The sequence below is a fragment of the Paraeggerthella sp. LCP19S3_G8 genome (assembly GCF_052119225.1).
GTDB classification, from domain to species: domain Bacteria; phylum Actinomycetota; class Coriobacteriia; order Coriobacteriales; family Eggerthellaceae; genus Paraeggerthella; species Paraeggerthella hominis.
Genome location: NZ_JBQKFQ010000002.1, coordinates 41,457 through 67,033, shown reverse-complemented (window position 1 = coordinate 67,033; position 25,577 = coordinate 41,457). Strand labels below are relative to the sequence as shown.

At 63.0% G+C, this 25,577-nt stretch carries 23 protein-coding genes; all 23 read left to right on the top strand.

Annotation, left to right across the window (positions count from 1 at the left end; genetic code table 11):
• Nucleotides 1-52 precede the first annotated feature (52 nt).
• Complete coding sequence (locus tag ACTQZK_RS02220; protein WP_441898259.1) at nt 53-1,276, top strand: nitrogenase component 1; 1,224 nt, start codon at nt 53-55, stop codon at nt 1,274-1,276.
• The gene (locus ACTQZK_RS02215) at nt 1,273-2,022 is read left to right on the top strand and encodes a nucleotide-binding protein (protein ID WP_114566782.1); all 750 of its coding nucleotides are present in this window, start codon (nt 1,273-1,275) and stop codon (nt 2,020-2,022) included. The genes ACTQZK_RS02220 and ACTQZK_RS02215 overlap by 4 nt, the downstream gene beginning before the upstream one ends.
• A gap of 286 nt (nt 2,023-2,308) precedes the next feature.
• Complete coding sequence (locus ACTQZK_RS02210; protein WP_441898257.1) at nt 2,309-7,840, top strand: DUF4430 domain-containing protein; 5,532 nt, start codon at nt 2,309-2,311, stop codon at nt 7,838-7,840.
• Nucleotides 7,833-8,612, top strand: coding sequence for a DUF4430 domain-containing protein (locus tag ACTQZK_RS02205; RefSeq protein WP_114566784.1), 780 nt, complete (start codon nt 7,833-7,835; stop codon nt 8,610-8,612). Before ACTQZK_RS02210 ends, ACTQZK_RS02205 begins: the two co-directional genes overlap by 8 nt.
• Nucleotides 8,613-8,838: 226 nt before the next feature.
• A complete protein-coding gene (locus ACTQZK_RS02200) occupies nt 8,839-9,735 on the top strand; it encodes an energy-coupling factor transporter transmembrane component T (protein WP_441898255.1) in 897 nt (298 codons plus the stop codon).
• Entirely contained in the window at nt 9,723-11,192 is a 1,470-nt protein-coding gene (locus tag ACTQZK_RS02195) for an ABC transporter ATP-binding protein (RefSeq protein ID WP_441898253.1), read from the top strand. Before ACTQZK_RS02200 ends, ACTQZK_RS02195 begins: the two co-directional genes overlap by 13 nt.
• On the top strand, nt 11,189-11,923 hold the full coding sequence (locus tag ACTQZK_RS02190; RefSeq protein WP_114566787.1) for an ECF transporter S component: 735 nt from the start codon (nt 11,189-11,191) through the stop codon (nt 11,921-11,923). The genes ACTQZK_RS02195 and ACTQZK_RS02190 overlap by 4 nt, the downstream gene beginning before the upstream one ends.
• A 57-nt stretch (nt 11,924-11,980) precedes the next feature.
• Nucleotides 11,981-12,589, top strand: coding sequence for an L-threonylcarbamoyladenylate synthase (locus ACTQZK_RS02185; protein ID WP_114566788.1), 609 nt, complete (start codon nt 11,981-11,983; stop codon nt 12,587-12,589).
• A gap of 129 nt (nt 12,590-12,718) precedes the next feature.
• Complete coding sequence (locus ACTQZK_RS02180; RefSeq protein WP_114566789.1) at nt 12,719-13,702, top strand: alpha/beta hydrolase; 984 nt, start codon at nt 12,719-12,721, stop codon at nt 13,700-13,702.
• Nucleotides 13,681-15,177 carry a glycerol kinase GlpK gene (gene glpK / locus ACTQZK_RS02175; protein WP_114566790.1) on the top strand — a complete coding sequence of 499 codons (1,497 nt, stop codon included), beginning with the start codon at nt 13,681-13,683 and terminating at the stop codon, nt 15,175-15,177. Before ACTQZK_RS02180 ends, glpK begins: the two co-directional genes overlap by 22 nt.
• A gap of 16 nt (nt 15,178-15,193) precedes the next feature.
• Nucleotides 15,194-15,634 carry a ribose 5-phosphate isomerase B gene (gene rpiB, locus ACTQZK_RS02170; RefSeq protein WP_114566791.1) on the top strand — a complete coding sequence of 147 codons (441 nt, stop codon included), beginning with the start codon at nt 15,194-15,196 and terminating at the stop codon, nt 15,632-15,634.
• 68 nt (nt 15,635-15,702) lie between these two features.
• Entirely contained in the window at nt 15,703-16,959 is a 1,257-nt protein-coding gene (glyA, locus tag ACTQZK_RS02165) for a serine hydroxymethyltransferase (RefSeq protein WP_441898249.1), read from the top strand.
• Between the two features lie 12 nt (nt 16,960-16,971).
• On the top strand, nt 16,972-17,616 hold the full coding sequence (gene upp, locus ACTQZK_RS02160; RefSeq protein ID WP_114566793.1) for a uracil phosphoribosyltransferase: 645 nt from the start codon (nt 16,972-16,974) through the stop codon (nt 17,614-17,616).
• A 178-nt stretch (nt 17,617-17,794) separates the two neighbouring features.
• Nucleotides 17,795-18,256: a deoxycytidylate deaminase gene (locus tag ACTQZK_RS02155; RefSeq protein ID WP_114566794.1), complete on the top strand. Its 462-nt coding sequence runs from the start codon at nt 17,795-17,797 to the stop codon at nt 18,254-18,256.
• Between the two features lie 239 nt (nt 18,257-18,495).
• On the top strand, nt 18,496-18,777 hold the full coding sequence (locus ACTQZK_RS02150) for a hypothetical protein (RefSeq protein WP_114566795.1): 282 nt from the start codon (nt 18,496-18,498) through the stop codon (nt 18,775-18,777).
• Between the two features lie 18 nt (nt 18,778-18,795).
• The gene (gene atpB, locus ACTQZK_RS02145; RefSeq protein ID WP_114566796.1) at nt 18,796-19,566 is read left to right on the top strand and encodes a F0F1 ATP synthase subunit A; all 771 of its coding nucleotides are present in this window, start codon (nt 18,796-18,798) and stop codon (nt 19,564-19,566) included.
• A gap of 123 nt (nt 19,567-19,689) precedes the next feature.
• Entirely contained in the window at nt 19,690-19,908 is a 219-nt protein-coding gene (gene atpE / locus ACTQZK_RS02140) for an ATP synthase F0 subunit C (RefSeq protein WP_114566797.1), read from the top strand.
• Between the two features lie 116 nt (nt 19,909-20,024).
• Nucleotides 20,025-20,582 (top strand): F0F1 ATP synthase subunit B, encoded by a 558-nt coding sequence (gene atpF / locus ACTQZK_RS02135; protein WP_253288144.1) that lies wholly within the window; start codon nt 20,025-20,027, stop codon nt 20,580-20,582.
• Complete coding sequence (gene atpH / locus ACTQZK_RS02130) at nt 20,572-21,150, top strand: ATP synthase F1 subunit delta (protein ID WP_114566799.1); 579 nt, start codon at nt 20,572-20,574, stop codon at nt 21,148-21,150. Before atpF ends, atpH begins: the two co-directional genes overlap by 11 nt.
• Nucleotides 21,144-22,718, top strand: a complete 1,575-nt coding sequence (gene atpA, locus ACTQZK_RS02125) for a F0F1 ATP synthase subunit alpha (RefSeq protein ID WP_181792552.1) — start codon at nt 21,144-21,146, stop codon at nt 22,716-22,718. Before atpH ends, atpA begins: the two co-directional genes overlap by 7 nt.
• 12 nt (nt 22,719-22,730) lie before the next feature.
• A complete protein-coding gene (atpG, locus tag ACTQZK_RS02120; protein ID WP_114566801.1) occupies nt 22,731-23,636 on the top strand; it encodes an ATP synthase F1 subunit gamma in 906 nt (301 codons plus the stop codon).
• Nucleotides 23,637-25,088: a F0F1 ATP synthase subunit beta gene (gene atpD, locus ACTQZK_RS02115; RefSeq protein WP_114566802.1), complete on the top strand. Its 1,452-nt coding sequence runs from the start codon at nt 23,637-23,639 to the stop codon at nt 25,086-25,088.
• Nucleotides 25,089-25,493, top strand: a complete 405-nt coding sequence (atpC, locus tag ACTQZK_RS02110) for an ATP synthase F1 subunit epsilon (protein WP_114566803.1) — start codon at nt 25,089-25,091, stop codon at nt 25,491-25,493. It abuts the gene before it with no gap.
• Nucleotides 25,494-25,577 lie beyond the last annotated feature (84 nt).

The following is a 25,577-nucleotide window of genomic DNA, read 5'->3' as shown; positions in this document are numbered from 1 at the left end:
AAGCGTGCGCGGCGACGTTTGTTCCAGGGCGGGCGCCCAAGAAGGAGAGCACATGGACGGGCTTCATTATTTCGACGTTCTGCCGGCCTTTGCCCCCGACTATTCGGGAGCGGTGTCGGTTCTGTACGATTTGCAGGGAACCATTGTGGTGAACGGAGCAAGCGGGTGTCTTGCCAATTGCGCTGGCTACGATGAGCCGCGCTACTTCGAAAAAACCTCGCTCGTGCTTTCGAGCGGGCTGCGGGATGTTCGGGCCATATTCGGGGATGAGGAGTTCCTGGAGGAAACGCTTCCCCTCATAGAGGGGCTGCAAGGTTCTCGATACCTTGCCTTGCTCGCCAGCCCGGCAGCGGCGATTATCGGCACGGATCATAAAGCGGTTGCTGCGGCTTTGGAGGATCGGCTGTCTTTGCCTTGCTTCGCGTTCGAAACCACGGGCATGACCGCCTACGATCGCGGTGCGAGCATGGTGATGATGGAGCTGTGCAGGCGCTACGCGAAGCCGGCTCCTCGAAGCGTCGGCCCCTCTGCGAATATCTTAGGGGCGATACCGCTTGATCTTTGGGGGCCCGATCAGCTTGCCGTTTTACGTGAAGACGTGGAGAGGGAGGGCTACCGAGTGATCTGCACGCTTGGCATGGACTATTCGCTCGAAGACGTCGAGCGTCTTGCGGAGGCGCACGTCAACGTGGTTGTTTCGGTGGCTGCCCTTGCGTCGGCCCGCTGGCTTGAGCAAACGTTCGGCACGCCTTGGACGTGCGCCTTGCCCGTGGGGCCTTGCCGTGCGGGATGGATGGCTCCCGATGGCTTTCAGGCGTCTTCCGATTCTTGGAAAGCGCAGTTCTCGGCAAAGCCTTTGGGCGGCGTCGGGAATCCGTGCGAACCGGCATGCGGCGTGAAGGTGTTGATTGTCGGCCAGCAAGTATGGGCCAACGCCTTTCGCGCCGGCCTGATGCGAGAGGTTTCGGGCGCTGACTGCACGGTGGCCAGCTTCTTCGGTATGGACGACGAGCTGATGCTCGAGGGCGACCGGTCGTTTTCAAGCGAAGGTGAATTTTGCGAGCACGTTGTTGATCGTGGGTACGACGTGGTGATCGGCGATCCATTGTTTCAGGAGGCCATTCCTTGCGAGGTGGCGTACGTGGGCGTTCCCCACGTTGCGGTTTCCAGCCGCTTGTATTGGACGAATCCGGCGCCCGCCGTGGGACCGGACGCCCTTTCTGCGGCGCTCGCGACGATAGAGCATACTATGGTGCGGAAGAAGGCGAGTCGGTGAAGAAGATAGCATTTTACGGCAAAGGCGGTATAGGGAAGTCGACCACGACGTCGAACGTTTCCGCCGCCCTTGCAGAGCAGGGCTTCACGGTCATGCAGATAGGGTGCGACCCCAAGTCGGATTCGACGAAGAACCTGACGGCGGGCGTTCGCATCCTTACGGTTTTGGATGCCATCAAGGAAAAAGGCGGGCACGTGAAGCTGGAGGATATCGTGGTGCGCAGCGATACGGGGGTGCTGTGCGTTGAGGCGGGCGGTCCTCCTCCGGGTATCGGGTGCGCGGGCCGGGGCATCATCGCGGCGTTCGAGCGCCTTGACGAGCTGAAGGCGTTTCAGACCTACGAGCCTGATTTCGTGCTGTACGACGTGTTGGGCGACGTGGTGTGCGGAGGGTTCGCCATGCCCATACGCGGCGGTTATGCCGAAGACGTGTACATCGTGACATCGGGGGAGATGATGGCTTTGTATGCTGCGGACAACATAAACCGAGCCGTAGCGGCGTACCGGAACAAGGGCTACGCTCGGGTGCGCGGCGTTATCCTGAACGAGCGAAACGTGAAGGACGAGCGCGCTACGGTGGAGGCTGCCTGTGCGGAGATGGGCACTTCCCTGGTTGCTTCTTTGCCTCGAAGTCCGGAGGTTCAGCAAGCTGAAGAGCTTCGCAAGACCGTTGTGGCGGCGCTTCCTGACTCGGCAATGGCCGAGCGCTATCGCAGCCTTGCTCGGATGCTTTTGGAAAGCTGCTAGCTTGCGCGTTCGCGAAGGAATGCCGACGAATCCTTCTGCCCCTTCTCCTGTCGCCTGCGTGGTAGAATACCGCGAAGCATATATTGGCAAAGATGGTTGCGCCAAGCGCGGCGCGAGCGAACGTGCGGATCATGTTCGTTTGGGGAAATGCGGGTGAGAATCCTGCGCTATACCAGTAACCGTAAACGTTGATGGCCGGACGACATGCAGGCATGCGTTCGAGCCAGATGAGGCGAAGTCGGAACACCCATCCATCGCAGCAAGCCCTGGAAGAGAGGTGCCGACGATGATCGGTCTTCAGTTGGCGCGCGTGGGTACGCGCTCCGTTCGAGAGAGGTCGAACACGCCTTTGTCAGCCGTTTCGGTTGCAAGCGTTTCGGAGAGATTTCTAGCTGTACTTCTGGCCGTGGCCCTGGTCGTGTCCCTGGTTCCCGGCATCGCCTGGGCGCAGCCGGGCGGTGCACACGTTTCGGTTGCTGAAGAGCGCGCTCTTGCCGGGTCTGGCGAATCGAGCGAGGGCGGTTCGACTGGGCCGATGGATTCGCTGGGCTCGGCGGACCGCACCGAGACCCTTTCGAATGCCGAAGCGGGCGAGCCTTTCGAGATCGGAGGAGGATCGACGGTCGATCGCGGGCTGGCTGGCGACGCGGTTCCCTCCGAGAACGCGTTGTCGAACGAGGATGGAAGCATCCAGCCCAGTGCTCTGGACTCTTTGGAGGAAACCGCATCGTCGGACTCTTCCGAACCCTCTTCCTCCCGGGCTGTTTCAAACGTCGACGGCGTACGCGTCAAAACCACATCGGGTATGAACCTCCCCTCCAAGTTGGGCGCGGGTTTGGAGATCAAGGCATGGGCGTTCGTCGAAGAAGAGGATCCTTGGGGTTGGGGTACGGAAGAGGTTGAAGTCAGCGATTACGCTGGTATTTCGTTTCAGTGGTATCGGGGCGGTACGCAGGTTTCGTATGCACCAAACGCTTTAAGCTACAAGAATTACGCTCCGATTGATGGGGCAAATGCTCGGACGTACCTTTTGGCCGACGCCGACGCCGGCTCGTTCCTCGCCGTCAAGGTCACCTTGGCCAACGGCGTCGAAAAGTGGTCTTCTTCGTCAACTCCCAAGGTCACAGACGGCAAGGCAGACCTTGCATCGGTCGAGATCGAAGGTACGGCCAAGCAAGGTAACGCCCTTACGGCCATTGCGCATGATGCCGCGAGCGGAACTGCCGTGGAATCGGGCGTCGCGTATCGTTGGTTGGTCGGGGATGCGGTTGACGGCGAGTTCCACGAGCTTCCCGGAGCGCGGGGATCTTCGCTCGAGCTCACGTCGTCCGAAGTCGGCAAGTACGTCAAGGTGGAGGCGTCGTCTCGCAACGAGGTCGTTTCTCCAGCGGTCGGTGCGGTGGTCGCCGCCGGTTCTGCGGAGAACGAGGCTCGCGTGGCCGCTGCGATCACGGCTCTCGAAAAAGATGGCTTGCGCGGGTACTATCCGAATCCGAAGTACGGTACGGACTCCAATCTCAACCGCATGATCGAATCGCGCCTGTCCGAACTCGGGTTCGACGGCGTGTCGACGCGCGTTTCGGCTGCGGCGTTCTCGGGAGTCGACCCGAAGCAGCAAGGCTCCGTCGATGTTTCCGAAGGTTCGGATAACGGCGCGATCACGTATTTCTTCCTGGCCCCCGATGCGAAGACGGTTTCGTTCGATTATTCGGTGCTGCGGCAGTTCAAACCTACCTATGCATTGACGTTTGGCGATGCGACGGGGTTCTATACGCCTTCGCGTGCGTCGTCTTTGGCATGGGACGATGCTCGGGTTCTTGCGTATCTGGAAGGCCAAGCTGCTAACGTCTCCCTTGACGAGGGCATCAAGACGGGCTCGATACCCGCGTCGGCCCTCAAGGTAGGTCTTCCTACGGAGGTGCGCGCCGGATCCGCCAAGACGGCGACGATTGGCTGGTCGTCGTCCGATTCGGCGGTCGCGAAGATCGCGAACGGTTTTGACAGCGATTACAACCAGACTGCGACGGCGGTATTCTCGCATACGGCGGTTCCTCGGTCGGTTACGTTGACGGCGACGTACGAGTTGCAGGTTCCCGGTTACGGAAGCGGTCCCGGTGTCTCGTATCGAACGACTTTCGACATGGTGGTCGAGCAAAAATCGGGCGCTGAAGTCGATGATATCAAGAAGCAGCTTGCGAACGTGCTGAAACGGGCGAAGGTTGTCGATGCAGCATCGGGCGGCAGCGTTCAGACGAGTGCGGTTGACGGCGATGTGAAGTTTTCGACACCGCGTTCGCTGGGCGTGGACGGCAAGGTGTACAAGCTATCCTACGTTTCAAGCGACGAGGATTTCTTGAAGGTCAACGGATACCGAGGCGTCGTGACGCGCTCCCTTGAAGGGGAGCCTATCCGTACGGTTGAGGTTTCAGCGAGTTTGACCTACGATGGCGTGACCGTCTCGAGGGAGCTGGGGGCCTATACGCTCAAGCCCGTGTCTTCTGACGAGCTGGAACAGGCCGTCAGATTCATGAACGACGCCGCAGCGGCGTACGGCCAGGCGCTTTTGGGGCAGAATGCTTCTGCTGACCAGGTGACGGTCGACCTCGATGCGTTCATGGAGGTTAGCCGTGCAGCCGACGGCTCTCTTGCATGGGCTCGTTCTGTCGACCAGATGACGGACCAGGGCGTTGTCCCGGACGATATTCCCGGATACGACCCGATGGGCAGCCAGAAGTGGCGTACGTTCAGGTCGTCGGACGCCGGCGTGCTTGAAGATGAGATTCTGCGCGTCAACCGTCCTGACTACGATCGCCGCGTTGCGGTCGATTCGGTGCTCACCTACAAGGCGTACGAATCCCTGGCGGCTGCGCATCCGGAGAATCGTGACCTGCAGTCGCTTGTGAAGCGACCTGTTCAGGCGGAGTTCACGGTGGCGGGAACGAAGGGCCAGACGGATCCCTTCGTCACGGCGACGTGCTCCATCATAGGCGTGGACAAGCACGGCAATCGTCAGACGTGGGCGGCAGCTGAGCCGTTCACGCTGGACAACGGCTCGAAGGCGTCCGGCTTGACCGAGGCGTTGCTGGCTAAGACGGGGATCTCCGCCAACATCGATAGAAAATGGGGTTGGTACCTCGAATCCGTCACGTCTCCTTACGATGCGGGCCAGACGCTCGGTTGGGATGAGGCAACCGGAAGGTTCTGGCAGCTGTTCGTCAACGGGTCGCCCGTCACGATCGGCGCCAACGACTGGACGCTGCAGCCCGGCGATAGGGTGGCTTGGTGCTATTCGGCCTCCGGTGAGGAAGCGCCGTCCGATCGCCTGTCGGCGACGTGCTCGGTCATCGGCATCGATGCCGACGGCGCCGTCCAAACGTGGGTTGCCGACGTCGCGTATGCGATGCCGGAAGGTTCGACGGCGTCCAACCTGTCCGATCGATTGTTCGCCGATGCGGGGCTGAAGGTCAAGGTAGACGCTTCGCACGGCTGGTATCTGAGCGAAATCTCCTCGCCCTACGATGGCAGGGCCCTCGGTTGGGACGAAGCAACCGGAAGGTTCTGGCAGCTGTTCGTCAACGGGTCGCCCGCTACGGTGGGCGCCGGCGGGTACGAGTTGCATGCGGGCGATCAGGTTGCATGGTTCTATTCTGCCGATCGGGACGTGCTGCCTGGGCGCGTGGCTGCCGCATGCGAGGTCGTCGGTATGGATATTGCCGGGAATCCCCAGGTGTGGGCGTCGTCCACGCGCTACGCCATGGTCGAGGGCGCCACGGCGGCTGATTTGACCGACCAGCTGTTTGCCAGGACGGGGTTGAAGGCCACGGTCGATACCGAACGTGGCTGGTACCTGAAGGATCTGACCTCGCCATTCGACGGACGTGCCCTCGGATGGGATCAAGGTACGGGGAAGTATTGGCAGTTGTTCGTCAACGGCAGAGCCGCTTTGGTGGGAGCGAACGGTCTCAAGATCGATCCCGATGACAAGATCGTGTGGTACTACTCGGCTCGGGGATCGTCCTTGCCTGCTCCCGGGGATGTGGTCGTCAATCCCGATGCGCCTCGACCTGGCTACGATTCGTCCTGGCCTCAATTCGGAAGCGGGTCGGCGATCGTCAACGTTGCCACGCCTGCTGAATCGGCCGATTTGCTCTGGTCGTTTGACTACAAGGCTGCGACCTCGTCCGAGGGGGTGTCGGATCCCCTTATCGTGAACGGCCTCATGTACGTGGTGTCGGGCGGTTCTCTTATGAAGATCGACGTTGCCACGGGGAAGGTGACGGCATCTGCGAGCGTCGGAGGCGCGAATCGCTATTTCTGCCGTCCTGCTTATGCGGGCGGCGTGATCATCGTCCCGACCGACGATGGTCGCTTGGCTGCGTTCACCGCCGATGCGTTGACGTGCGTGTGGAGGACCGAAGCATTGGATACGAAGGGCGGGAAGATAAGCTACCAAGCTCTTTCCACGCTCACGGTGAACGGGGACTACGCGTACGCCGGGTTTACGCAGCCGGGCGGCGCGAATTCCACGGGCACGGCTGGCGCCCTTGCGTGCGTTCGCATCAGCGACGGTCGAGTGATGTGGGTAAACGAAGGCGATTCGTCGAACAGCGGAAAGCCCGAGGGCTACTATTGGGCGGGTGCTGCTGCATCCGGATCGGATATCGTGATCGGCGACGAATCGGGGGCGGTCGTTTTGATCGAGGGGGATACGGGCAAGGTGAAGTCTTCGGTCTCGCTTGGCGCCCCGTGTCGCTCGACCATTGTATCGGCTGGCGACGGGAGAACGTTGCTGGCCGTGACGAGCGACGGCGTGCTGCATAAGATCGTTCGCGAGGGCGATGCGCTCTCGGTTGCGGGCCGCGTTTCGTTTGCTCGATCCTCCACGTCGACGCCCATCGTGTCGAACGGCACGGTGTTCGTGTGCGGTGCGGATGCCGACGGCTACGGGACGCTGTCCTTGATCGATCTGGCCGGCATGCGCGTCGATCGCACGGTGGTCGGCGGCCTTGGCGCGGCGCAGGGTTCCCCGCTGGTGTCGGTCCAGGGCGACGGCACGTACGCGTACTTCACGTGCAACGGGTTGCCGGGCGGCGTGTACGCGTACCGGGTGGGCGATGCCGCCGCGTACGCTTTGTACACGCCTGCGGGGCCGCAGCAGAACTACTGCACGGCATCCGTCATTGCGGACGAAGAAGGCAATCTGTACTACACCAACGATGCCGGCGTCCTGTTCGCGCTCAAGGGTCGGGCTGGCTTTCGGGTGACATTCGATTCCACGGGCGGGTCTTTCGTGCCTTCCGCCATGGCGGTCGAGGACAAGCCCATCGTGCAGCCGGCTGATCCGTCGCGCGACGGGTACTCGTTCGGCGGATGGTTCGTCGATTCGGCGTGCACGCGAGCTTGGGATTTCGAAACGCCGGTCGATGGCGATATGACGTTGTACGCCCGATGGGTCGCGAACGCTCGCCCGGGCGGTGTTGGCGAATCGGGGAGCGGGCCGAATGGGACGTCGGGTTCCTTCCGGGCATCTTTTGGGGCGCCGGGTGCGGCTCATGCTCCGCTTATGCGGCAAGCATCTGGCAAAGCTGACGGGCAGGCCGGCAAGGTTGCCGAAGGGACCTCGTCCCTGAACGGGGCGTCCGGTTCAGGGAGCGCTCGGGTAGCGGAACCGAACGGCGAGGACGCTGCGGGCGCGGCTCGCAACGGCGTGAACCCTTGGGCTGCAGGAGGCCTTATGCTTGGCATGGTCGGTCTTGTAGGAGCTGTGGCTTACGGTGCCGTCGCGCGCCGCCGCACGAAGGGCGACGGCAATGCTTGACCAAGATAAGCTTTGCGACGAGGACGCGCGACGTGCGACAACTGCGGCTCGTACGGACGACAGCCAGGAGACGCGTTTTCAAGCGTCCGTTGCTCCTAGTCGAGCTGCCCTTTCTGTTCGGCAAAAGACCATCGCGGGCATCGTCGGCATTCTGTCGGTGCTTCTCATCGGATGCTCGGCGGTGTTTTTGTACGCATCTCCCGTCGATTCGTCCGCGCCTTCCTCCGATCCTGTATCGAGAGAGCAGAATGCAGGGCTTGTCGGTGATGCTGGTTCGGAGGGTTCCGCGCGCCAGAGCGAGGGATCGGGGGAAGGCCAGGGCGACGCTGCTTCTCCGGGTGAAACCTCCGAGGCCCCTGCTGCTCGAGAACCTGCTCTTGCAGAGGGGGCAGGGGCTTCGGCGGGAGGTTCGGATCTCTCGGGATCTTTCAAGGAAGAAGCTTCTGGAGGTGGTTCCAGCCAATCGGTCGTCACCGTTTCGGTATATGTGGATTCGTCGGTTGTGGGCAGCCCGGTATCGGGCGGTACCACGGCGACCTTTGCCCAAGGGGCAACGGTGTACGATGCGCTCATGGCATGCGGCTTTTCCGTCAATGCGTCGACGTCTCCGTTCGGCATATACGTGAGCGCCGTCGGCGGTCTGGCCGAGAAGGAGCATGGAGGAGGAAGCGGCTGGAAGTACTCGGTCAACGGCGAGGTTCTCATGATGGCGTGCGACAAGTACGCGCTGAACGACGGGGATGCCGTTTCGTGGTTCTACGTGACGGGTTGAGTTGATGGGTTTCAACCGGACGCCTTTCCTTCTTCGTTGAAGGGGCGTCCGGTTTCGTGTGCTATCCTAGCTGCTTCGGATGAGGGCGGCTCGGCGATCGAAAGGCGAGGTGGGGCATTGTTCAGTCGGAAGGTTTCGATCATTCTTGCGATCATCGCATTGGCTTCTGCGGTGCTTCTGGTCATCTCGCTGTTCTTCACGGTGGGCAAGTAAGGGTGCGAGCCTGGTGAAAAGAACGGCGTTCGACCTGTTCCATCCCGTGGTCGCGTTGGCGTACTTCGCTATCCTGCTCGTCATGAGCATGGCCGCGATGCAGCCCGTGTACCTTCTGGTGTCGCTTGCGGCCGCGCTCGCTCTTGGCGCGTCGCTGCGCGGCTCTCGTGCCGTCGCTCGCTCCCTTGCATGGCAGCTTCCTCTTGTCGTGGTCGTCGCGCTGGCGAACCCGTTGTTCTCGGCTTCCGGGTCCACCGAGCTGTTTCGCATCGGAGCGCGGGCGTTCTACCTGGAAAGCTTCGTGTACGGTGCGTGCATGGGCGTGATGCTGGCAAGCGTGCTGCTCACGTTCTCGAATGCTTCGCGCGTGTTGACGTCCGACAAGATCATGGCTTTGTTCGGCGGCGTCGTGCCCACGGTCGGGCTCATGCTGTCCATGACGGCGCGCCTGGTGCCCCAGTTCGTTCGCCGCGGAGGTGATATCGAAGGCGTTGCGCGCGCATGCACGGTCGCCCGTCCGATTGCGGCGACATCGCCCGATTCGACGAAAGGCGCGAGCCGCCGCCTTCGTTTTCGCGAGCACATGCGCTTGACTTCGGTTCTTATGGGGTGGAGCATGGAGGACTCGCTTGAAACCGCCGATGCCATGAAAGCGCGCGGTTGGGGCGCCGCCCCGAAGCGCACCACCTACGCGCGCTTTCGCTTCCGGCGCCTTGACGCATGCGCGCTCGCGTTCCTCGCGGTGGTTGGCGCAAGCGCCGCCGTTGCCGCCTGGGCGGCATGCGCTCAATTCAGGTTCTACCCGTCCATCGTCGGCTTCGCCTCGTGGTGGAGCTACGCACCTTACGTACTGTTCGCGGCTTTGCCGCTGGCCATGGAAGCAAGGGAGCGGATTGTATGGAGATCGTAACCGATCAGCCCGCCGTCGAGGCGCGCGGGTTCTCCTTTTCGTATCCCGATGCCGCGGCATCGATCGGACCGCTTGATTGGCGGGTGTCCGAAGGGGCGTTCCAGCTGCTGGTCGGGGTGACCGGCAGCGGAAAGACCACGCTTTTGCGCTGCTTGAAGCAGGCTATCTCTCCTGTTGGGACGAAGGGCGGGGCGCTCAAAACGTTTGACATCCCCGTCGAGGACATGGACGCGTTCGCGGCGGCTTCGCGCGTGGGCTACGTTGCCCAAAGCCCCGAGAACCAGATCGTGTGCGACGCCGTGTGGCACGAGCTTGCCTTCGGGCTGGAAAACTTGGGCGTTTCGCAGGACCAGATGCGCCGTCGCGTGGCCGAGGTCGCGCATTTCTTCGGCATCGAGCCGTGGTTCCGGCGTCAGGTGTCCGAGCTTTCGGGAGGCCAGAAGCAGATGCTCACGCTGGCCAGCGTCCTTGCCATGCAGCCCCGGCTGCTGCTGCTCGACGAGCCGACGGCCCAGCTTGACCCGGTGGCGGAGAAGAACTTCCTGCACGCGCTTTTCCGCGTGAACCGCGAGTTGGGAATCACGGTGGTGGTTGCCACGCATGCGCCTGAATCCATGGCCTCGTACGCCACCGATGCCGTGGAGCTGCGCGACGGCCGGATCGAGGAGGTTTCGCTCGATCGTTTCGCGGCGCGGCCGCTTCGCCTTCCGGATGCTGGACGCGCCGTCGAAGCGGGGCGCCCGGCGCGCGCGGCCGATTCTGCCGTGGCGCTGAACGACGTGCGCTGCCGTTACGGGCGCGACGCCGATTGGGTGCTGCGCGGCATGGACTTGAACGTGCGTCCGGGGCGCGTGCATGCGCTGGTGGGAGGGAACGGCAGCGGGAAGTCGACGCTGCTGCGCCTGGTCGCCGGCGTGCTGAAGCCCGAACGGGGCAGCGTGATCAACCGCCTGTCATCCCGTCAGGCGCTTCTTCCGCAGGATCCGAAATCCCTGTTCGCGTGCGACAGCGTGGACGAAGAGCTGCGGGAGTGGCAAGGTTCGTGCGGATTCTCCGACGGCGACGTGTCCGCCGCGCTCGAGCGGTTCGGGCTGACGTCCTGCGCGGCAAGCCATCCGTACGACCTGTCGGGCGGGCAGCAGCAAAAGCTTGCGCTGGCCAAGCTTTTGCTGCCCGATCCCGACTTGCTGCTGCTCGACGAGCCCACGAAAGGCCTTGACGCGCCGTCGAAGGCCGCGGTGGCTGAAGCGGTGCTCGATCGGGTTCGGGCGGGCGCGACGGTGCTTATGGCCACGCACGATTTGACCTTTGCGGCCCTTGTTGCCGACGAGGTCACCATGCTGTTCGACGGCGAGGATGCCTGTACGGAGCCTGCCGGTTCGTTTTTCGAGGGGAACTTGTTCTACCGACCTTCCGAGGACGCGTTCGCGCGCCTGTACGAAGGAGGGTCGCGATGAGCGCTTCGAAAGGGAAGGCGCATCGGGTGTTGGCGGCGCTCGAGGTTCCGGCCCTGGTCGCCGTTCCCTGCGCGCTCGCCGCGTGCGCATATTTCGGCATCGAGCAGGGGGCGCTTTTGACGGTTGCGGTCGCCTGCGTTGCGGTCGCGGTGTTCTTCGCGGGGTTCGAGACGTCTCGTCCGCCGCTTCGCCAGGTCATGCCCACGGTAGTGCTGGCTGCGCTGGCGGCTGCGGGCCGCATCCTGTTCGCGCCCGTCCCCGACTTCAAGCCGGTTTCGGCCATTTGCATCCTTGCAGGGGCCGTGTTCGGTCGGCGCAGCGGCTTTCTGGTAGGCGCGCTGGCTGCGCTCGTGTCCAACTTCTTCTTCGGGCAAGGACCGTGGACGCCGTGGCAGATGTACGCGTGGGGCCTGGTCGGGTACGTGGCCGGCGTGCTGGCCGATCGGGGCTGGCTCGATCGGACGGCCGTGCTGTGCGCCTACGGGTTCGTTTCCTCTTTGGCGTACGGGCTCATCCTCAACAGCTGGTACGTTGTGGGCTTCGTCCATCCCGTGACGCTTCCCGCCGTGGCGGTCGCTTTCGCCGCTGCGCTTCCCTTCGACGTCACGCACGGCGTTGCCACGGTTGTGTTTCTGCTGGCGCTCTATGCGCCCTGGCGCAAGAAGCTTGAGCGCATCAAGCGCAAATACGCCCTGGTGGACGCTGGTTTCAGCACGTCTCGTCCATCGTGATACAATGCAAGCTTCCCTAAGCGGCGGCTTCACCCTGAACAGCAAGGAAGTGTTTCCATGGCTCGAGGAACTGGCTCTTTCGACGATGCGGTTGCAGCGTTGCGGCGCGCAGACGCGATCGTCTTTCCCACGGACACGGTGTACGGGCTGGGCGTTGCCGTTGATGCGGCGCGCACGCCGGAGGTGCTCTACCGTTTGAAGGAGCGCGATCGCGGCAAGCCCATCGCGTGGCTGGTCGGCGGTGCGGACGATCTCGACCGGTACGGCGAAGGCGTTCCCGATCTAGCCCGTACGCTCGCGCGAATGTACTGGCCGGGCCCGCTCACCCTGATCGTGAAGGCGGCCGAGTGCGTCCCCGAAGCGTTCCGATCCGCCGAGGGGACCATCGGCTTGCGCATGCCCGACAACTCGGTTGCGCTCGAACTCATCGCTCAGGTCGGATGCCCTCTTGCCACTACGTCCGCGAATCTGTCGGGTTGCGCGTCGCCGTGCTCGTACGAAGCTATCGACCCTGCCTTGGCCGCGCGCGTGCGCGTGATCGTGGCGGACGAGAGCGACGCCGACAAAAGCGGCCTTGCCTCGACCGTCCTCGACTGCACGCGCGATCTGCCCGTCGTGGTGCGCGAAGGGGCCGTCACCGCCAAGGACGTTCGGAGCCTTCTTTAATCCGGGCATGTCTGCAACCTTGCGCCTCGTGCGCTTCGGTCCTCGTTTCCGCCCGCGCGAAACCCGGTCTTCACCCTTCTTGTTGCAGGATGGGTATAATGGAGGAAACTCCTGGGGAGGGGATACAGCATGGGAATCGAAACGACCGTCACGCCCGTGGGCTTTCTTTCGAACGACGAAACGTCCACCATCAAGGGCCTGGTCTGGAAAGCTTCCGAAACAAGGGGAAGCGCGCGCGTCGTCTCCTCTCCGCGCGGCATCGTGCAGATCGTGCACGGCATGGCCGAGCACGTGGAGCGCTACGACGAGTTCGCGCGCTACCTGGTAAGCCGCGGCTACGTGGTGTGCGCCGCCGACCACATCGGGCACGGCAAAAGCGCTCCCGATGCGGAAAGCCTGGGGCACATGCCCGTTGACGGCAAGGAAATCCTGATCGAGGACGTGCACGAGCTGCGCAAAACCGTCACCGCGCGCTACTCCCGTCAAACGCCCTACATCCTGTTCGGGCATTCCATGGGCAGCTTCATCGCCCGCGCCTACCTGGCGCGCCATGGCGAAGGCGTGGCGGCCGCCGTGCTGTGCGGCACCGGCCAGCAGCCGTACCTTCTCTCGAAAGCCGGCAACGCTTTGGCCCGGCTGATCGCGCGGTCGAAGGGGCCGCAGTATCGCAGCGCGTTTCTCGACGGCATGGGGGCGGGCGGCTTCGCCAAGAAGATCCGCAACCCCCGCACGCCTTACGACTGGCTGTCCACCGATCCCGCCGTCGTCGACGCCTTCTTGGCGGACGAGCTGTGCGGCGCCATGTTCTCGGTCGGCGCCTACGCCACGCTCACCGACCTCACGGGCGAGGTGGTCACCATGGCCTGCGCGTCGAAGGTTCCGAAAGATCTGCCCGTGCTGTTCGTCGCTGGCGCGCAGGACCCGGTGGGCGCGTGCGGCAAGGGCGTGCAGGCGGCCGCCGACCTGCTGCGCCGCGCGGGCGTCGAGGACGTGACGGCGACGTTGTACGAGGGCATGCGCCACGAGATACTGAACGAGCCCGGTCGGGCGCAGGTTTATGCCGAAGTAGCCGATTGGATGGAGGAGCACGCATGCGATCAACCTACGTCGTAGCGCTCGATCAGGGAACCACCTCGTCGCGCGCTATGCTCATCGACGGGCAGGGCGCCGTCGTCGATGCGGTGCAGAACTCGTTTCCCCAGTTGTACCCGCAGCCCGGTTGGGTGGAGCACGATCCGCGGGACATTCTGTCGTCGCAGCTGGGGGCGTTCACCGAACTGCTCGTGTCGAACAACTTGGGTCCAGGCGACATCGCCTGCATCGGGATCACGAACCAGCGTGAAACCACGGTGGTGTGGAATCGCGAAACGGGAGAGCCGGTGTTCAACGCCATTGTGTGGCAATGCCGCCGCACAGCCCCCATCATCGACGAGCTGTGCGCCGACGCCGAGGTTGCGCGCGAGATCACGCGCAAGACCGGCCTGGTTCCCGATGCGTACTTCTCTGCAAGCAAGGTGAAATGGATCTTGGACAACGTGCCCGGCGCCCGCGAGGACGCCCGGGCCGGCAAGCTTGCTTTCGGCACGGTGGACAGCTGGCTTATCTGGGTGCTGACGCAGGGGCGGGTTCACGCCACCGACGTGACGAACGCCAGCCGCACCATGCTCTTCGACATCCACGAGATGCGCTGGGATCCCTGGCTGCTCGACCTGTTCGACGTGCCGGCCTCGATGCTTCCCGAGGTTCGTCCCTCTTCGGGCGACTTCGGCCGCACGGCCAACGCCGGCATTGCTCCGGGCATCCCCATCTGCGGCGTAGCGGGCGACCAGCAGGCGGCGCTCTTCGGCCAGTGCTGCTTCGAGCCCGGCCAGGCGAAGAACACGTACGGCACCGGGTGCTTTCTGCTCATGCACACGGGCGGCGAAGCGTGCGCGTCCTCGCACAACCTGATCACCACGGTTGCAGCGTCCGCGCCCGGCGCGCCGGGCCCCGAGTACGCGCTCGAAGGCAGCGTGTTCATGGCGGGCGCGCTCATGCAGTGGTTGCGCGACGAGCTGGGGCTGATCGAGAACGTGGGGGAGACCGCAGCTTTGGCGCGCAGCGTCGACAGCACGGGCGGCGTCTACATCGTGCCCGCCTTCACCGGGCTGGGCGCCCCGTACTGGGACGCCGATGCGCGCGGGGCCGTGTACGGGCTTACGCGCGGAACCACGCGGGCCCATTTCGTGCGTGCCGCGCTCGAATCCCTGGCCTATCAGGTGCACGATCTTGCGGTGGCCATGGAGGCCGACGCGGGCGTGCCCCTTTCCGTGCTCAACGTGGACGGCGGGGCCTCTGCGAACGATTTTCTCATGCAATTCCAGTCCGATGTGTTGCGCACGCCGCTGCGTCGACCGCAGAATGCGGAGACGACGGCGTTGGGCGCGGCTTACCTGGCCGGCTTGGCCGTCGGATTCTGGAGCGGAACTGAAGAGCTGCGCGGCTTGCGCGCGTCCGACAAGCGCTACGAGCCGTGCATCGAGGATGCGCGCCATGCGGTTTTGCTGGAGGGCTGGGCCAAGGCCGTCCGCCGCACGATGATGGATTAACGAAAGGGCTTACTACATGAAGATCAGCATCGCAAGCGATCACGCGGGATTCGAGCAGAAGCAGCAGCTCGTGGACTACCTGGCCTCGCAGGGCCATGACGTCGTCGACCGCGGCCCCGACACCGACGACCGCGTCGACTATCCCGATTATGCGGCGCTCGTCGCGCATGACGTCGTCGACGGCTTGGCCGAGCGCGGCGTGCTCGTATGCGGAACCGGCATCGGCATGGCCGTCGCCGCGAACAAGGTGGCGGGCGTCCGAGCTGCCAACATCGTGTCCCCCGAATTCGCCGCGCTGTGCCGCGAGCACAACGATGCGAACGTCATCACGCTGTCCGGTCGCTTCGTCGAGCCGGGCGTCAACCAGGCGATCCTCGACGCGTTCCTGTCCACCGCGTTCGGCGGCGGGCGCCATGCGGGTCGCGTGGAAAAGATCGCCGCTCTCGAGATCGGCTAGCTTGGCTGGATCTTACGCACGCCCGTTGTGCTAGCATAGCCCCGAAACAGCCCAGCGAAAGGAATACCATGGCTCTTTCCTACGTATCCCAAACCGATCCCGTCGTTGCGGACGCGCTCCGTCAAGAGCTTGCCCGCGAACGCGATTCCGTGGAGCTCATTGCGTCGGAGAACTTCACGTCTCCTGCCGTTATGGAGGCCGTGGGCAGCGTGCTCACGAACAAGTACGCCGAAGGCTACCCGCGCAAGCGCTACTACGGCGGCTGCGAGAAGGTCGACATCGTCGAGGACCTGGCGCGCGACCGCGCCTGCGAGTTGTTCGGCTGCCGGTTCGCCAACGTCCAGCCCCATTCCGGCGCGAACGCGAACCTTGCCGCGTACTTCTCCATCATCAAGCCGGGCGACACCATTCTGGGCATGAGCTTGGACCAGGGCGGCCACCTTACGCACGGCAGCCCGGTGAACTTCTCGGGTCGCCTGTACCACGTGGAAGCGTACGGCGTCGATTCCGAAACCGAGACCATCGACTACGACGCCCTTGAGGCCAAGGCCAAGGAGTGCCGTCCCCAGGTGATCGTCGGCGGCGCGAGCGCCTATCCGCGCATCATCGATTTCGAGCGCATGGCCGCCATCGCCCACGAGGTGGGGGCGTACTTCATGGTGGACATGGCCCACATCGCCGGCCTGGTTGCCACGGGCGCGCATCCCAGCCCCGTGCCTCATGCCGACATCGTGACCTCCACCAGCCACAAGACGCTGCGCGGCCCGCGCGGCGGCTTCATCCTCACCAACGACGAAGAGCTGTACAAAAAGATCAACAGCGCCGTGTTTCCCGGTGCGCAGGGCGGCCCGCTCATGCACGTGATCGCCGGCAAGGCCGTGGCCTTCGGCGAGGCGCTGGCCCCTTCGTTCGCCGCGTACATCGACCAGGTGGTGGAGAACGCGCGCGTGCTCGGCCAGGGCATGATGGACGGCGGCTTGCGCCTGGTGTCCGGCGGCACCGACAACCATCTGTGCCTGGTCGATCTGACCGCGGCCGACGTCACGGGCAAGGACGCCGAGAAGCTGCTCGAAGGCGTGGGCTTGACGGTGAACAAGAACTCCATCCCCAACGAGCCGCGCAGCCCCTTCGTCACGAGCGGCATCCGCGTGGGCAGCGCTGCGGCCACCACGCGCGGCTTCACCGCCGACGATTTCTATCAGGTGGGCCAGCTTATCGCCGCAACCGTGTTCAACGCGGGCGACGAGGGCAAGCTCGCCGACATTCGCACGAAGGTGGAGGCCATGCTGGCCGCCCACCCGCTGTACCCGGAACTTACCTACTAGGAGCACGTACCCATGGCGAAAGAATACGAACGCGTCACTATCGTGGACCATCCGATGGTGCAGCATAAGCTGTCCATCCTGCGCGACAAGGAAACGTCGTCCAAGCAGTTCCGCGAACTGGTCAAGGAGCTGGCCCTGTTCGAGGGGTACGAAGCTACGCGCGACCTCCCGCTTTCAGAGGTGGAGGTGGAGACGCCCATCTGCACGGCCACCTGCCATGCTATCAGCGGCAAGAAGCTTGCGATCGTGCCCATCCTGCGCGCCGGCCTTGGCATGGTTGACGGCGTGCTCGATCTGGTGCCCGCCGCTCGCGTGGGCCATTTGGGCATGTACCGCAACGAGGAGACCCACAAGCCGGTGGCGTACTACGCCAAGCTGCCGGAGGATATCGCCGAGCGCAACGTCATCGTGGTGGATCCCATGCTGGCCACGGGCGGGTCGGCCGCGGCGGCGGTGGAGTACCTGCGCTCCATCGGCGTGACCGGCACCATCAAGGTCATGGTCATCGTGGCCGCGCCGGTCGGCATCGAGTGCCTGCTTGCAGCCGACGACGACGTGCACGTGTTCACGTGCGCCGTCGACGCCGAGCTCAACGAGGCGGCGTACATCGTTCCGGGTCTTGGAGACGCGGGCGACCGCATCTTCGGCACCAAGTAACGTTCCGCCGTCCTGCCGGACGGCGGAACTGCTCGACGCTGCGAAGCGCCGATGCGCCCGACCTCGCCCCTTTTTCGCTTACCCTCACGTGCAAAAGCACGCTCGGCCGCAAAACGGGGCGATCTCGGACACCTCGACGCTTCTCGCTGACTTTGCTGGACCAGGAAGGATGAAAACCATGACCGAGCCGCTCGATCATCGTCCCAGCTGGGACGAGTACTTCATGAAGCTTGCCAACGAGGTGGCAACCCGCACCACGTGCCTGCGTCGCGGGGTGGGGGCCGTCATCGTGAAGGATCGCCGCATCCTGGCCACGGGATACAACGGGGTCCCCACCGGCATGCGCCATTGCGCGGAAACCGGATGCCTGCGCCAGCAGCTCGGCGTTCCCAGCGGGCAGCGCCACGAGATCTGCCGCGGCCTGCATGCCGAGCAGAACGCCATCATCCAGGCTGCTCGCTACGGCATCAACATCACGGGCGCATCCATCTACATCACCACGCAGCCGTGCGTGGTGTGCGCGAAAATGCTCATCAACGCGGGCATCGAAGAGATCGTGTACCAGAATCCGTATCCCGACGAGCTGGCCATGTCCATGCTCGAAGAGGCGGGCATGCAGCTTCGCATTTTCGAAGGCTAAAAGATCCCCGGCGGCTTGAGCTGTCGGGGATCCTCCTCATCTGCGTCTGAAGAATATTCAGTTTCGCCTACCGCTGACGCTTGATTTATGCATTTTTTTAGCCGGTTTATGCTTCCGCCCACCAAAAAATTGTAGGTTTCTGTTACCTTATCGTAAGAGGAGCAGGAAATTCCGTTATCATGCATAGCGGTTTTAATTGGTAGGATGCGCAAGCGTGCGCGTGAGTGGGAAAGCGGGTTATGGTAGGAGCGATTGTTCTGGGGGCGTTGTCGGGAATCGCGGGCTTTTTGCCTTTGATCTTCGGACTTCGTATGACAAAGCGGGTCACCAAAACCAGTAATTTGGGGCACATGGGCATTCTGCTGCTCAGTGTATTCGCTTCGTTCCTCATCTTGTTCGCCACCGTCATGGCCTGCATCGTATTCGCTCGCGAGCTTGTGCTTTCGTTTGCTTTGGCCGAGGTGCTGGCGCTGAGCGTCGCAGCTATCGGCTTCGGTGTGGTGAAGTTGGTCCGGAAGTAGAACGGAAAGGTTAGTTACGTGAATCCACTTGAAATCCTTGCGCAGGATGCTGTCCACCTTCAGCACTCGTTCGACTCGACGTTCGTGTTCGGGGGAGTGACGCAGTACACCCTGTACATGATCCTGTGCTTCATCATCACCCTGGTGGTGGTGCTGACGGTGGGAAGGCGTCTCACGCTGGTTCCCAAGAGCAAGTTCGCCAACATGGTCGAGTACGGCTACGAGTTCGTGAAGAAGGATATGGGCGAGGGCGCTATCGGTCATGGCTACAAGAAGCACCTGCCGTTCCTGGCTACGATGTTCTTCTTCATCTTGATCTGCAACTTCGTGGGCCTTATCCCGGGATCGAAGGCCGCTACCGGATCGATCAGCATCACGTGGGCGCTGGCCGCCATTTCGTTCGTGTACTTCAACTACTGGGGCATCAAGGCTCATGGCGGCTGGGGCTACATCAAGTCCATCGCGCCGTCCGGTCTGCCGAAGGTCATGGTCCCGGTCATCTGGTTCTTCGAGTTCATCTCCCTCGTGCTGCGCGTGCTCACGCTGGCTGTGCGACTCTACGGCAACATGTTCGCCGGTCACATGGTTCTGGGCATCTTCGCGCTGGCTACGAGCGTGTTCATCAGCGCCGGCTTGCAGGGCGACTTCCTGTTCTTCTTGCCGCCGGTCGGCTGGATGGCGCTGCTCATCGCCATGTACGCGCTCGAGGTTCTGGTTGCGTTTCTGCAGGCGTACGTGTTCACCACGCTGTCGGCCGTGTACATCAGCCTGGCAACGAGCGAGCACTAGGCCCGCAAGCCGCCCGTTCGCGCGGCGTTCTCATTCGGTTACTTGGTCGGCCCGGATGGCCGGCTAGGGAATAAAGCAGGAGGTTTCGGGGAGGTCTCGAAACCGTGTAAAAGGAGGAACCAAGTGGAAATCGCTCTCGTACTCTCGGCTCTTAAAGTCGTCGGCTACGGCCTTGGCGCCATCGGCCCTGGCATCGGTATCGGCATCGCCTGCTACGGCTGCTGCGTTGCGACCGCTCGCCAGCCCGAACTGCAGGGTCGTATGTTTACGAACTTCATCATCGGTGCAGCTCTCGCCGAGGCTCTTGCCCTCATCGGCCTTGTTGTCGCCTTCATCATGTAACCAGGCCTTATTCGGAACCAATAGCCGGATACGGGCTCAAAGGAGGTTACGTAGTGAAAGTTAGAGCGAAAAAAGCAACGGCCCTTTCGGGTTCTGCCGTGCTCGCCGCGGGCAGCATGACGTTTGCTTTCCCTGCGCTCGCGTTCGCCAGCGAAGGGGAGAGCGCTGCGGGTATCAGCGCGATTCTGCCGAACATGGTGGAATTCGTCCCGATGCTCATCGCCTTCCTGGTGCTGTGGTTCGTGCTTGCCAAGTTCGGCTGGCCGAAGTTCAACGACATGCTCGAGAAGCGCGAGCAGACCATCAAGGAGTCCCTTGAGAAGTCTGAGCAGGCGCGCATCGAGAGCGAACGCGTGCTGGAAGAGTACAAGTCCCAGCTGGAAGATGCGAAGAGCCAGGCTGCTCAGATCGTTGCCGACGCGAAGAAGACCGGCGAGGCTGTGAAGGCGGACATCACCGCCAAGGCGCAGTCCGAGGCCACCGTCATGATCGAGAAGGCGCATGCCGCCATCGAGGCTGACAAGAAGGCCGCTATCTCCGAGCTTCAGGGTTCGGTCGCCGATCTGTCCGTTGCCGTTGCGTCCCGCCTGATCGGCGAGGATCTGGGCGACGACGAGCATCGTAAGATCATCGAGCGCTACGTGAACGAGGCGGGCAGTTTCAATGCCAACTAACCGCCATGTTCAAAGGGAAAAGGTCGCGACGTATGCGTCGGTCCTCTTGGAGGGCGCGTACGTTGCAGGCGGCCAAGACGCCGTCCTGGAAGTTCGCGACCAAGCTGAGCGCATTGTTCGTATCGTGCGTTCGAACATGGATCTCTCCGATGCCTTGGAGGACAGCTCCTATACGCCCGAGCAGAGGAATGAGCTTGCGCGCAGGGTGTTTGCGCAGGCGAATCCCGTCCTCGTCGATGTTCTGGCCGTTATGGCAGAGCGCGGGGACTTCGCGTTGCTGTCGCGCGTATGGGTTAGCTATGGAGAGGCGCTCGAACGCAAGTTGAACGTCTCCGTCGTCGACGTCACGACCGTCGTCGAACTGGACGATCATCTGCGCGAAGTCATTGTAAAGAAAACGCAAGCCGACCTGGGGACGAACGTGGTGCTGCGAGAGCACATCGACCCGTCTCTGCTCGGCGGCATATTGATGAGTGCAAACGGCAAGCGAATCGACGCCAGCGTCAAGTCGCAGTTGGAAAGCGCTCGCAACGTGCTCAAACTATCAACAGATGGAGGTGAATGCTAGTGACTGAAATCACCGCACAGTCTATTGACGATGCACTGCGCAAGCAGCTTGATGCGTTGAACACGAGCGTCGAATCTCGCGAGGTGGGTACCGTCATCCAGGTGGGCGACGGCATCGCGCGCGTCGACGGCCTGAAAGACGCCATGGCGGGCGAGCTCCTCGAATTCGTGGGTTCCAATGGCCAGACCGTGTACGGTATGGCTCAGAACCTCGAAGAGGACGAAGTCGGCGCCGTGCTGCTTGGTGACGTCACCGCAATCAAGGAAAACGACCAGGTCAAGACCACCGGTCGTATCGTGGAGATCCCGTCGGGCAAGGGTATGCTCGGCCGCGTGGTGAACCCGCTCGGCATGCCTATCGACGGCAAGGGCCCCATCAAGGCCGACGGCATGCGCCCGGTCGAGTTCAAGGCCCCCGGCGTTATTCAGCGCCAGCCCGTTGAGGAGCCGATGCAGACCGGTATCCTGGCTATCGACTCGATGATCCCCGTTGGCCGCGGCCAGCGCGAGCTGATCATCGGCGACCGCCAGACCGGCAAGACGGCCATTGCGGTTGATGCCATCATCAACCAAAAGGGCAAGGACATGATCTGCATCTACGTCGCTATCGGCCAGAAGGCGTCCACGGTCGCCGGCCTGGTGGAGACGCTGGAACGCCACGGCGCCATGGAGTACACGATCATCGTGAACGCCTCGGCTTCCGACTCCGCTCCGCTGCAGTACATCGCCCCCATGGCGGGTGCCGCCATCGGCGAGTACTTCATGTACAACGGCGAGGACGGCAAGCCGGCTTCCGCCGACAACCCGGGCCGTCACGTGCTGTGCATCTACGACGACCTGTCCAAGCAGGCTGTGGCTTATCGTCAGATGTCGCTGACGCTGCGCCGCCCGCCGGGACGCGAGGCGTACCCGGGCGACATCTTCTACCTGCACTCTCGCTTGCTCGAGCGCGCGGTCAAGATGTCCGACGAGTACGGCGCGGGCTCCCTCACGGCTCTGCCCGTGATCGAGACGCAGGCTGGCGACGTGTCCGCCTACATCCCGACCAACGTCATCTCCATCACCGACGGTCAGATCTTCCTGTCCACCGACCTGTTCTTCCAGGGCCAGCGCCCCGCTGTCAACGTCGGCATTTCCGTGTCGCGCGTTGGTGGTTCCGCGCAGGTCAAGGCTATGAAGCAGGTTGCCGGTACGCTGCGTCTCGACCTGGCCGCCTATCGCGAGCTTCAGGCGTTCACGCAGTTCGGCAGCGACCTGGACAAGGCCACGCTGGACCAGCTGAACCGCGGTGCTCACATGACCGAGCTCTTGAAGCAGGGTCGTTACGTGCCGATGCCCGTCATGGACCAGGCCATCGCCATCTACTCGGGTGCGCGCGGCTACCTTGACGACATCCCGGTGTGCGACGTCGTCCGCTTCCGCGGCGAGCTGCTCGACTACATCCACGCCTCCAAGGCGGAGATCGTCGCGGCTCTCGAGAAGGAGCAGAAGTTCACCGATGCCATCGAAACCGACCTGAACGCTGCGATCGAGGCTTTCAAGCTGCAGTTCGCACCCACGGCTTCCTAAGGCAGGTAGACTATGCCCAACCTTCACGACATAGAACGGCGTATCAGCTCCGTCTCCTCGACGAAGCAGATCACGCGCACCATGGAGATGGTGGCGGCTGCGAAGATCCGTCGCGCCGGAGAGCGCGTCGCGGCTTCCACGCCTTACGCTGACTCCATGGTCGAAATGTTGGCCAACGTTGCCAAGCGTGTAGGTGGCTCTGAAAACGCGCTGCTGCGCAAGCACGACGAGGTCAAGAACGTGCTCGTCGTGGTCGTCGTGTCCGACCGCGGTCTGGCCGGCGGCTTCAACAGCAATGTGCTGCGGCACGTCGATCGCCTCATGAAGGACAAGCAGGCGGCGGGCGCGACCGTCGAGGTCGTCGCCTGCGGCAAGAAGGCCGTCGGGTACTACACCTACCGCAAGGTGCAGCCGGTGCTTTCGTTCGCGGATCTGTCCGCCGATCCTACGGTGGAAGAGGCTGCTTCGGTTGCCACTTTCGCCATCGACGGCTACGTGAACGGTGACATCGACGAGGTTATCGTCGTGTACAACCACGCGAAGAACGCTGCCGAGCAGCAGCTTCGCCAGGAGCTCGTGCTGCCCGTCGACACGGAGAAGCTCAAGGCCGAACTGGCTGACGACGGCGTAGCGGCCGACAGTGAAGCGAAGCCCGAGGGCGACGTGATCTTCGAGCCGAGCGCCGAGGCCGTTCTCGACCAGCTTCTGCCGGCTTACGTGCGCACGACGCTCTACCATGCGCTTATCGACTCGGCTGCTGCCGAGCAGGGCGCGCGTCGCAACGCCATGATGTCGGCGACGGAAAACGCTACCGAAATGGTCGAAACGTTGACCAGACTGTATAACCGCGTACGCCAGGGCGCTATCACGACCGAGATTTCGGAAATCGTCGGTGGCGCAGCGGCTTTGGAGGATTAAATGGCTGAACACATGTTTACTAAGGAGGAGATCGAAGCCAGCAAAGGCGCTACCGGACGCATCGTGCGTATCGTCGGCCCTGTTGTTGACGTCGAATTTCCTCCCGATCAGCTGCCGGCGATTTACAACGCGCTGACGGTTGATGCGAAGACCCCGGCGGGCGAGATCCATCTCGTTCTCGAGGTCGAAACCCACCTGCCGGGCAACCTTGTCCGTTCGGTGGCTATGAGCTCGACGGACGGTCTTGTCCGCGGCGTCGAGGTGACCGATACGGGCCATCCGATCATGATGCCCGTCGGCCCCGAAACGCTTGGTCGCATTTGGAACGTCATGGGCGAGCCCGTCGACGAGAAGCCGATGCCCGAGGTGTCCGGCTACATGCCGATTCACCGTCCGGCTCCGGACTACGACGAGCTTTCCACGACGACCGAGATCTTCGAGACCGGCATCAAGGCCATCGACCTGGTCGAGCCCTTCGTCAAGGGCGGCAAGACGGGTCTGTTCGGCGGCGCTGGCGTCGGCAAGACCGTTATCATCCAGGAGCTCATCAACAACCTGGCCCAGGAGCACGGCGGCACGTCGGTCTTCACGGGCGTAGGCGAGCGTACTCGCGAGGGTACCGACCTGTACCTCGAGATGAGCGACTCGGGCGTTATCAACAAGACCTGCCTGGTGTACGGTCAGATGAACGAGCCCCCGGGAGCGCGTCTGCGCGTCGGTCTGGCCGGCCTGACCGAGGCCGAGTACTTCCGCGACCAGGGTCAGGACGTTCTGCTGTTCGTGGACAACATCTTCCGCTTCACGCAGGCCGGTTCCGAAGTGTCCGCACTTCTGGGCCGCATGCCGTCCGCCGTTGGTTACCAGCCCACGCTGGCTACCGAGATGGGCGACCTGCAGGAGCGCATCACGTCCACGTCCACCGGCTCCATCACGTCGGTGCAGGCCGTGTACGTGCCCGCTGACGACTTGACCGACCCCGCGCCGGCCACGACGTTCACGCACCTCGATGCCAAGACGGTTCTGTCCCGTTCGATCTCCGAGCTGGGCATCTACCCGGCTGTCGACCCGCTGGAGTCCACCTCCCGCGCGCTCGACCCGCAGATCGTCGGCGACGAGCACTACCGCGTAGCCGTCGGCATCCAGGAGCTGCTGCAGAACTACAAGGACCTGCAGGACATCATCGCCATCCTTGGTATGGACGAGCTGTCCGAGGACCAGAAGAAGATCGTGAACCGCGCTCGTAAGGCGCAGCAGTTCTTCGGCCAGTGCTTCCACGTGGCCGAGCAGTTCACGGGCCTGCCGGGCAAGTACGTCAAGCTTGAGGACACCATCCGCTCCTTCGCCGCCATTCTCGACGGCGAATGCGACGAGATTCCCGAGCAGTGCTTCCGCATGAAGGGCTCCATCGAGGACGTGTACGCTGCGTACGAAGCGATGAAGAAGGACGCGTAAATGGCTGGATTCATGTGCGACATCGTGACGCCGGTGGCGAAGCTGGTCTCTGAAGAGGCCGAGTTCGTCGTCGTGCCCGGCGTCGAAGGCGAGATGGGCTTTCTGCGCGGACATGCGCCGCTCGTGTCGGTGCTCGCCGACGGCGTGGCGCGCGTGACGGGAGCCTCTGACAAAGAGGTTAGGCACTACGCGCTGCAGGGCGGCTACGTGGAGGTTACGGACGATAAGGTTATCGTCTTGGCCGACCGTGCGCTTCCTGTTGCCGAGATCGATGCCGCGCAGGTGCGCGAGCAGCTGGCAGCCATCGAGGCCGAGCTTGCGGGCTTGGCCGAAGGGGATGCCGCCAAAACGACGCTTCATGCCGACAAGGCGTGGTGCGACGTGCAGCTGAAAGCTGTCAGCTAGGTCGCTCAAGGCGAACCTGCGACGTGCGGCTTGAGGTCGCTTGGCAACGCAACGGCTGAAAGCCGCCATCGAAGCAAGACGCAA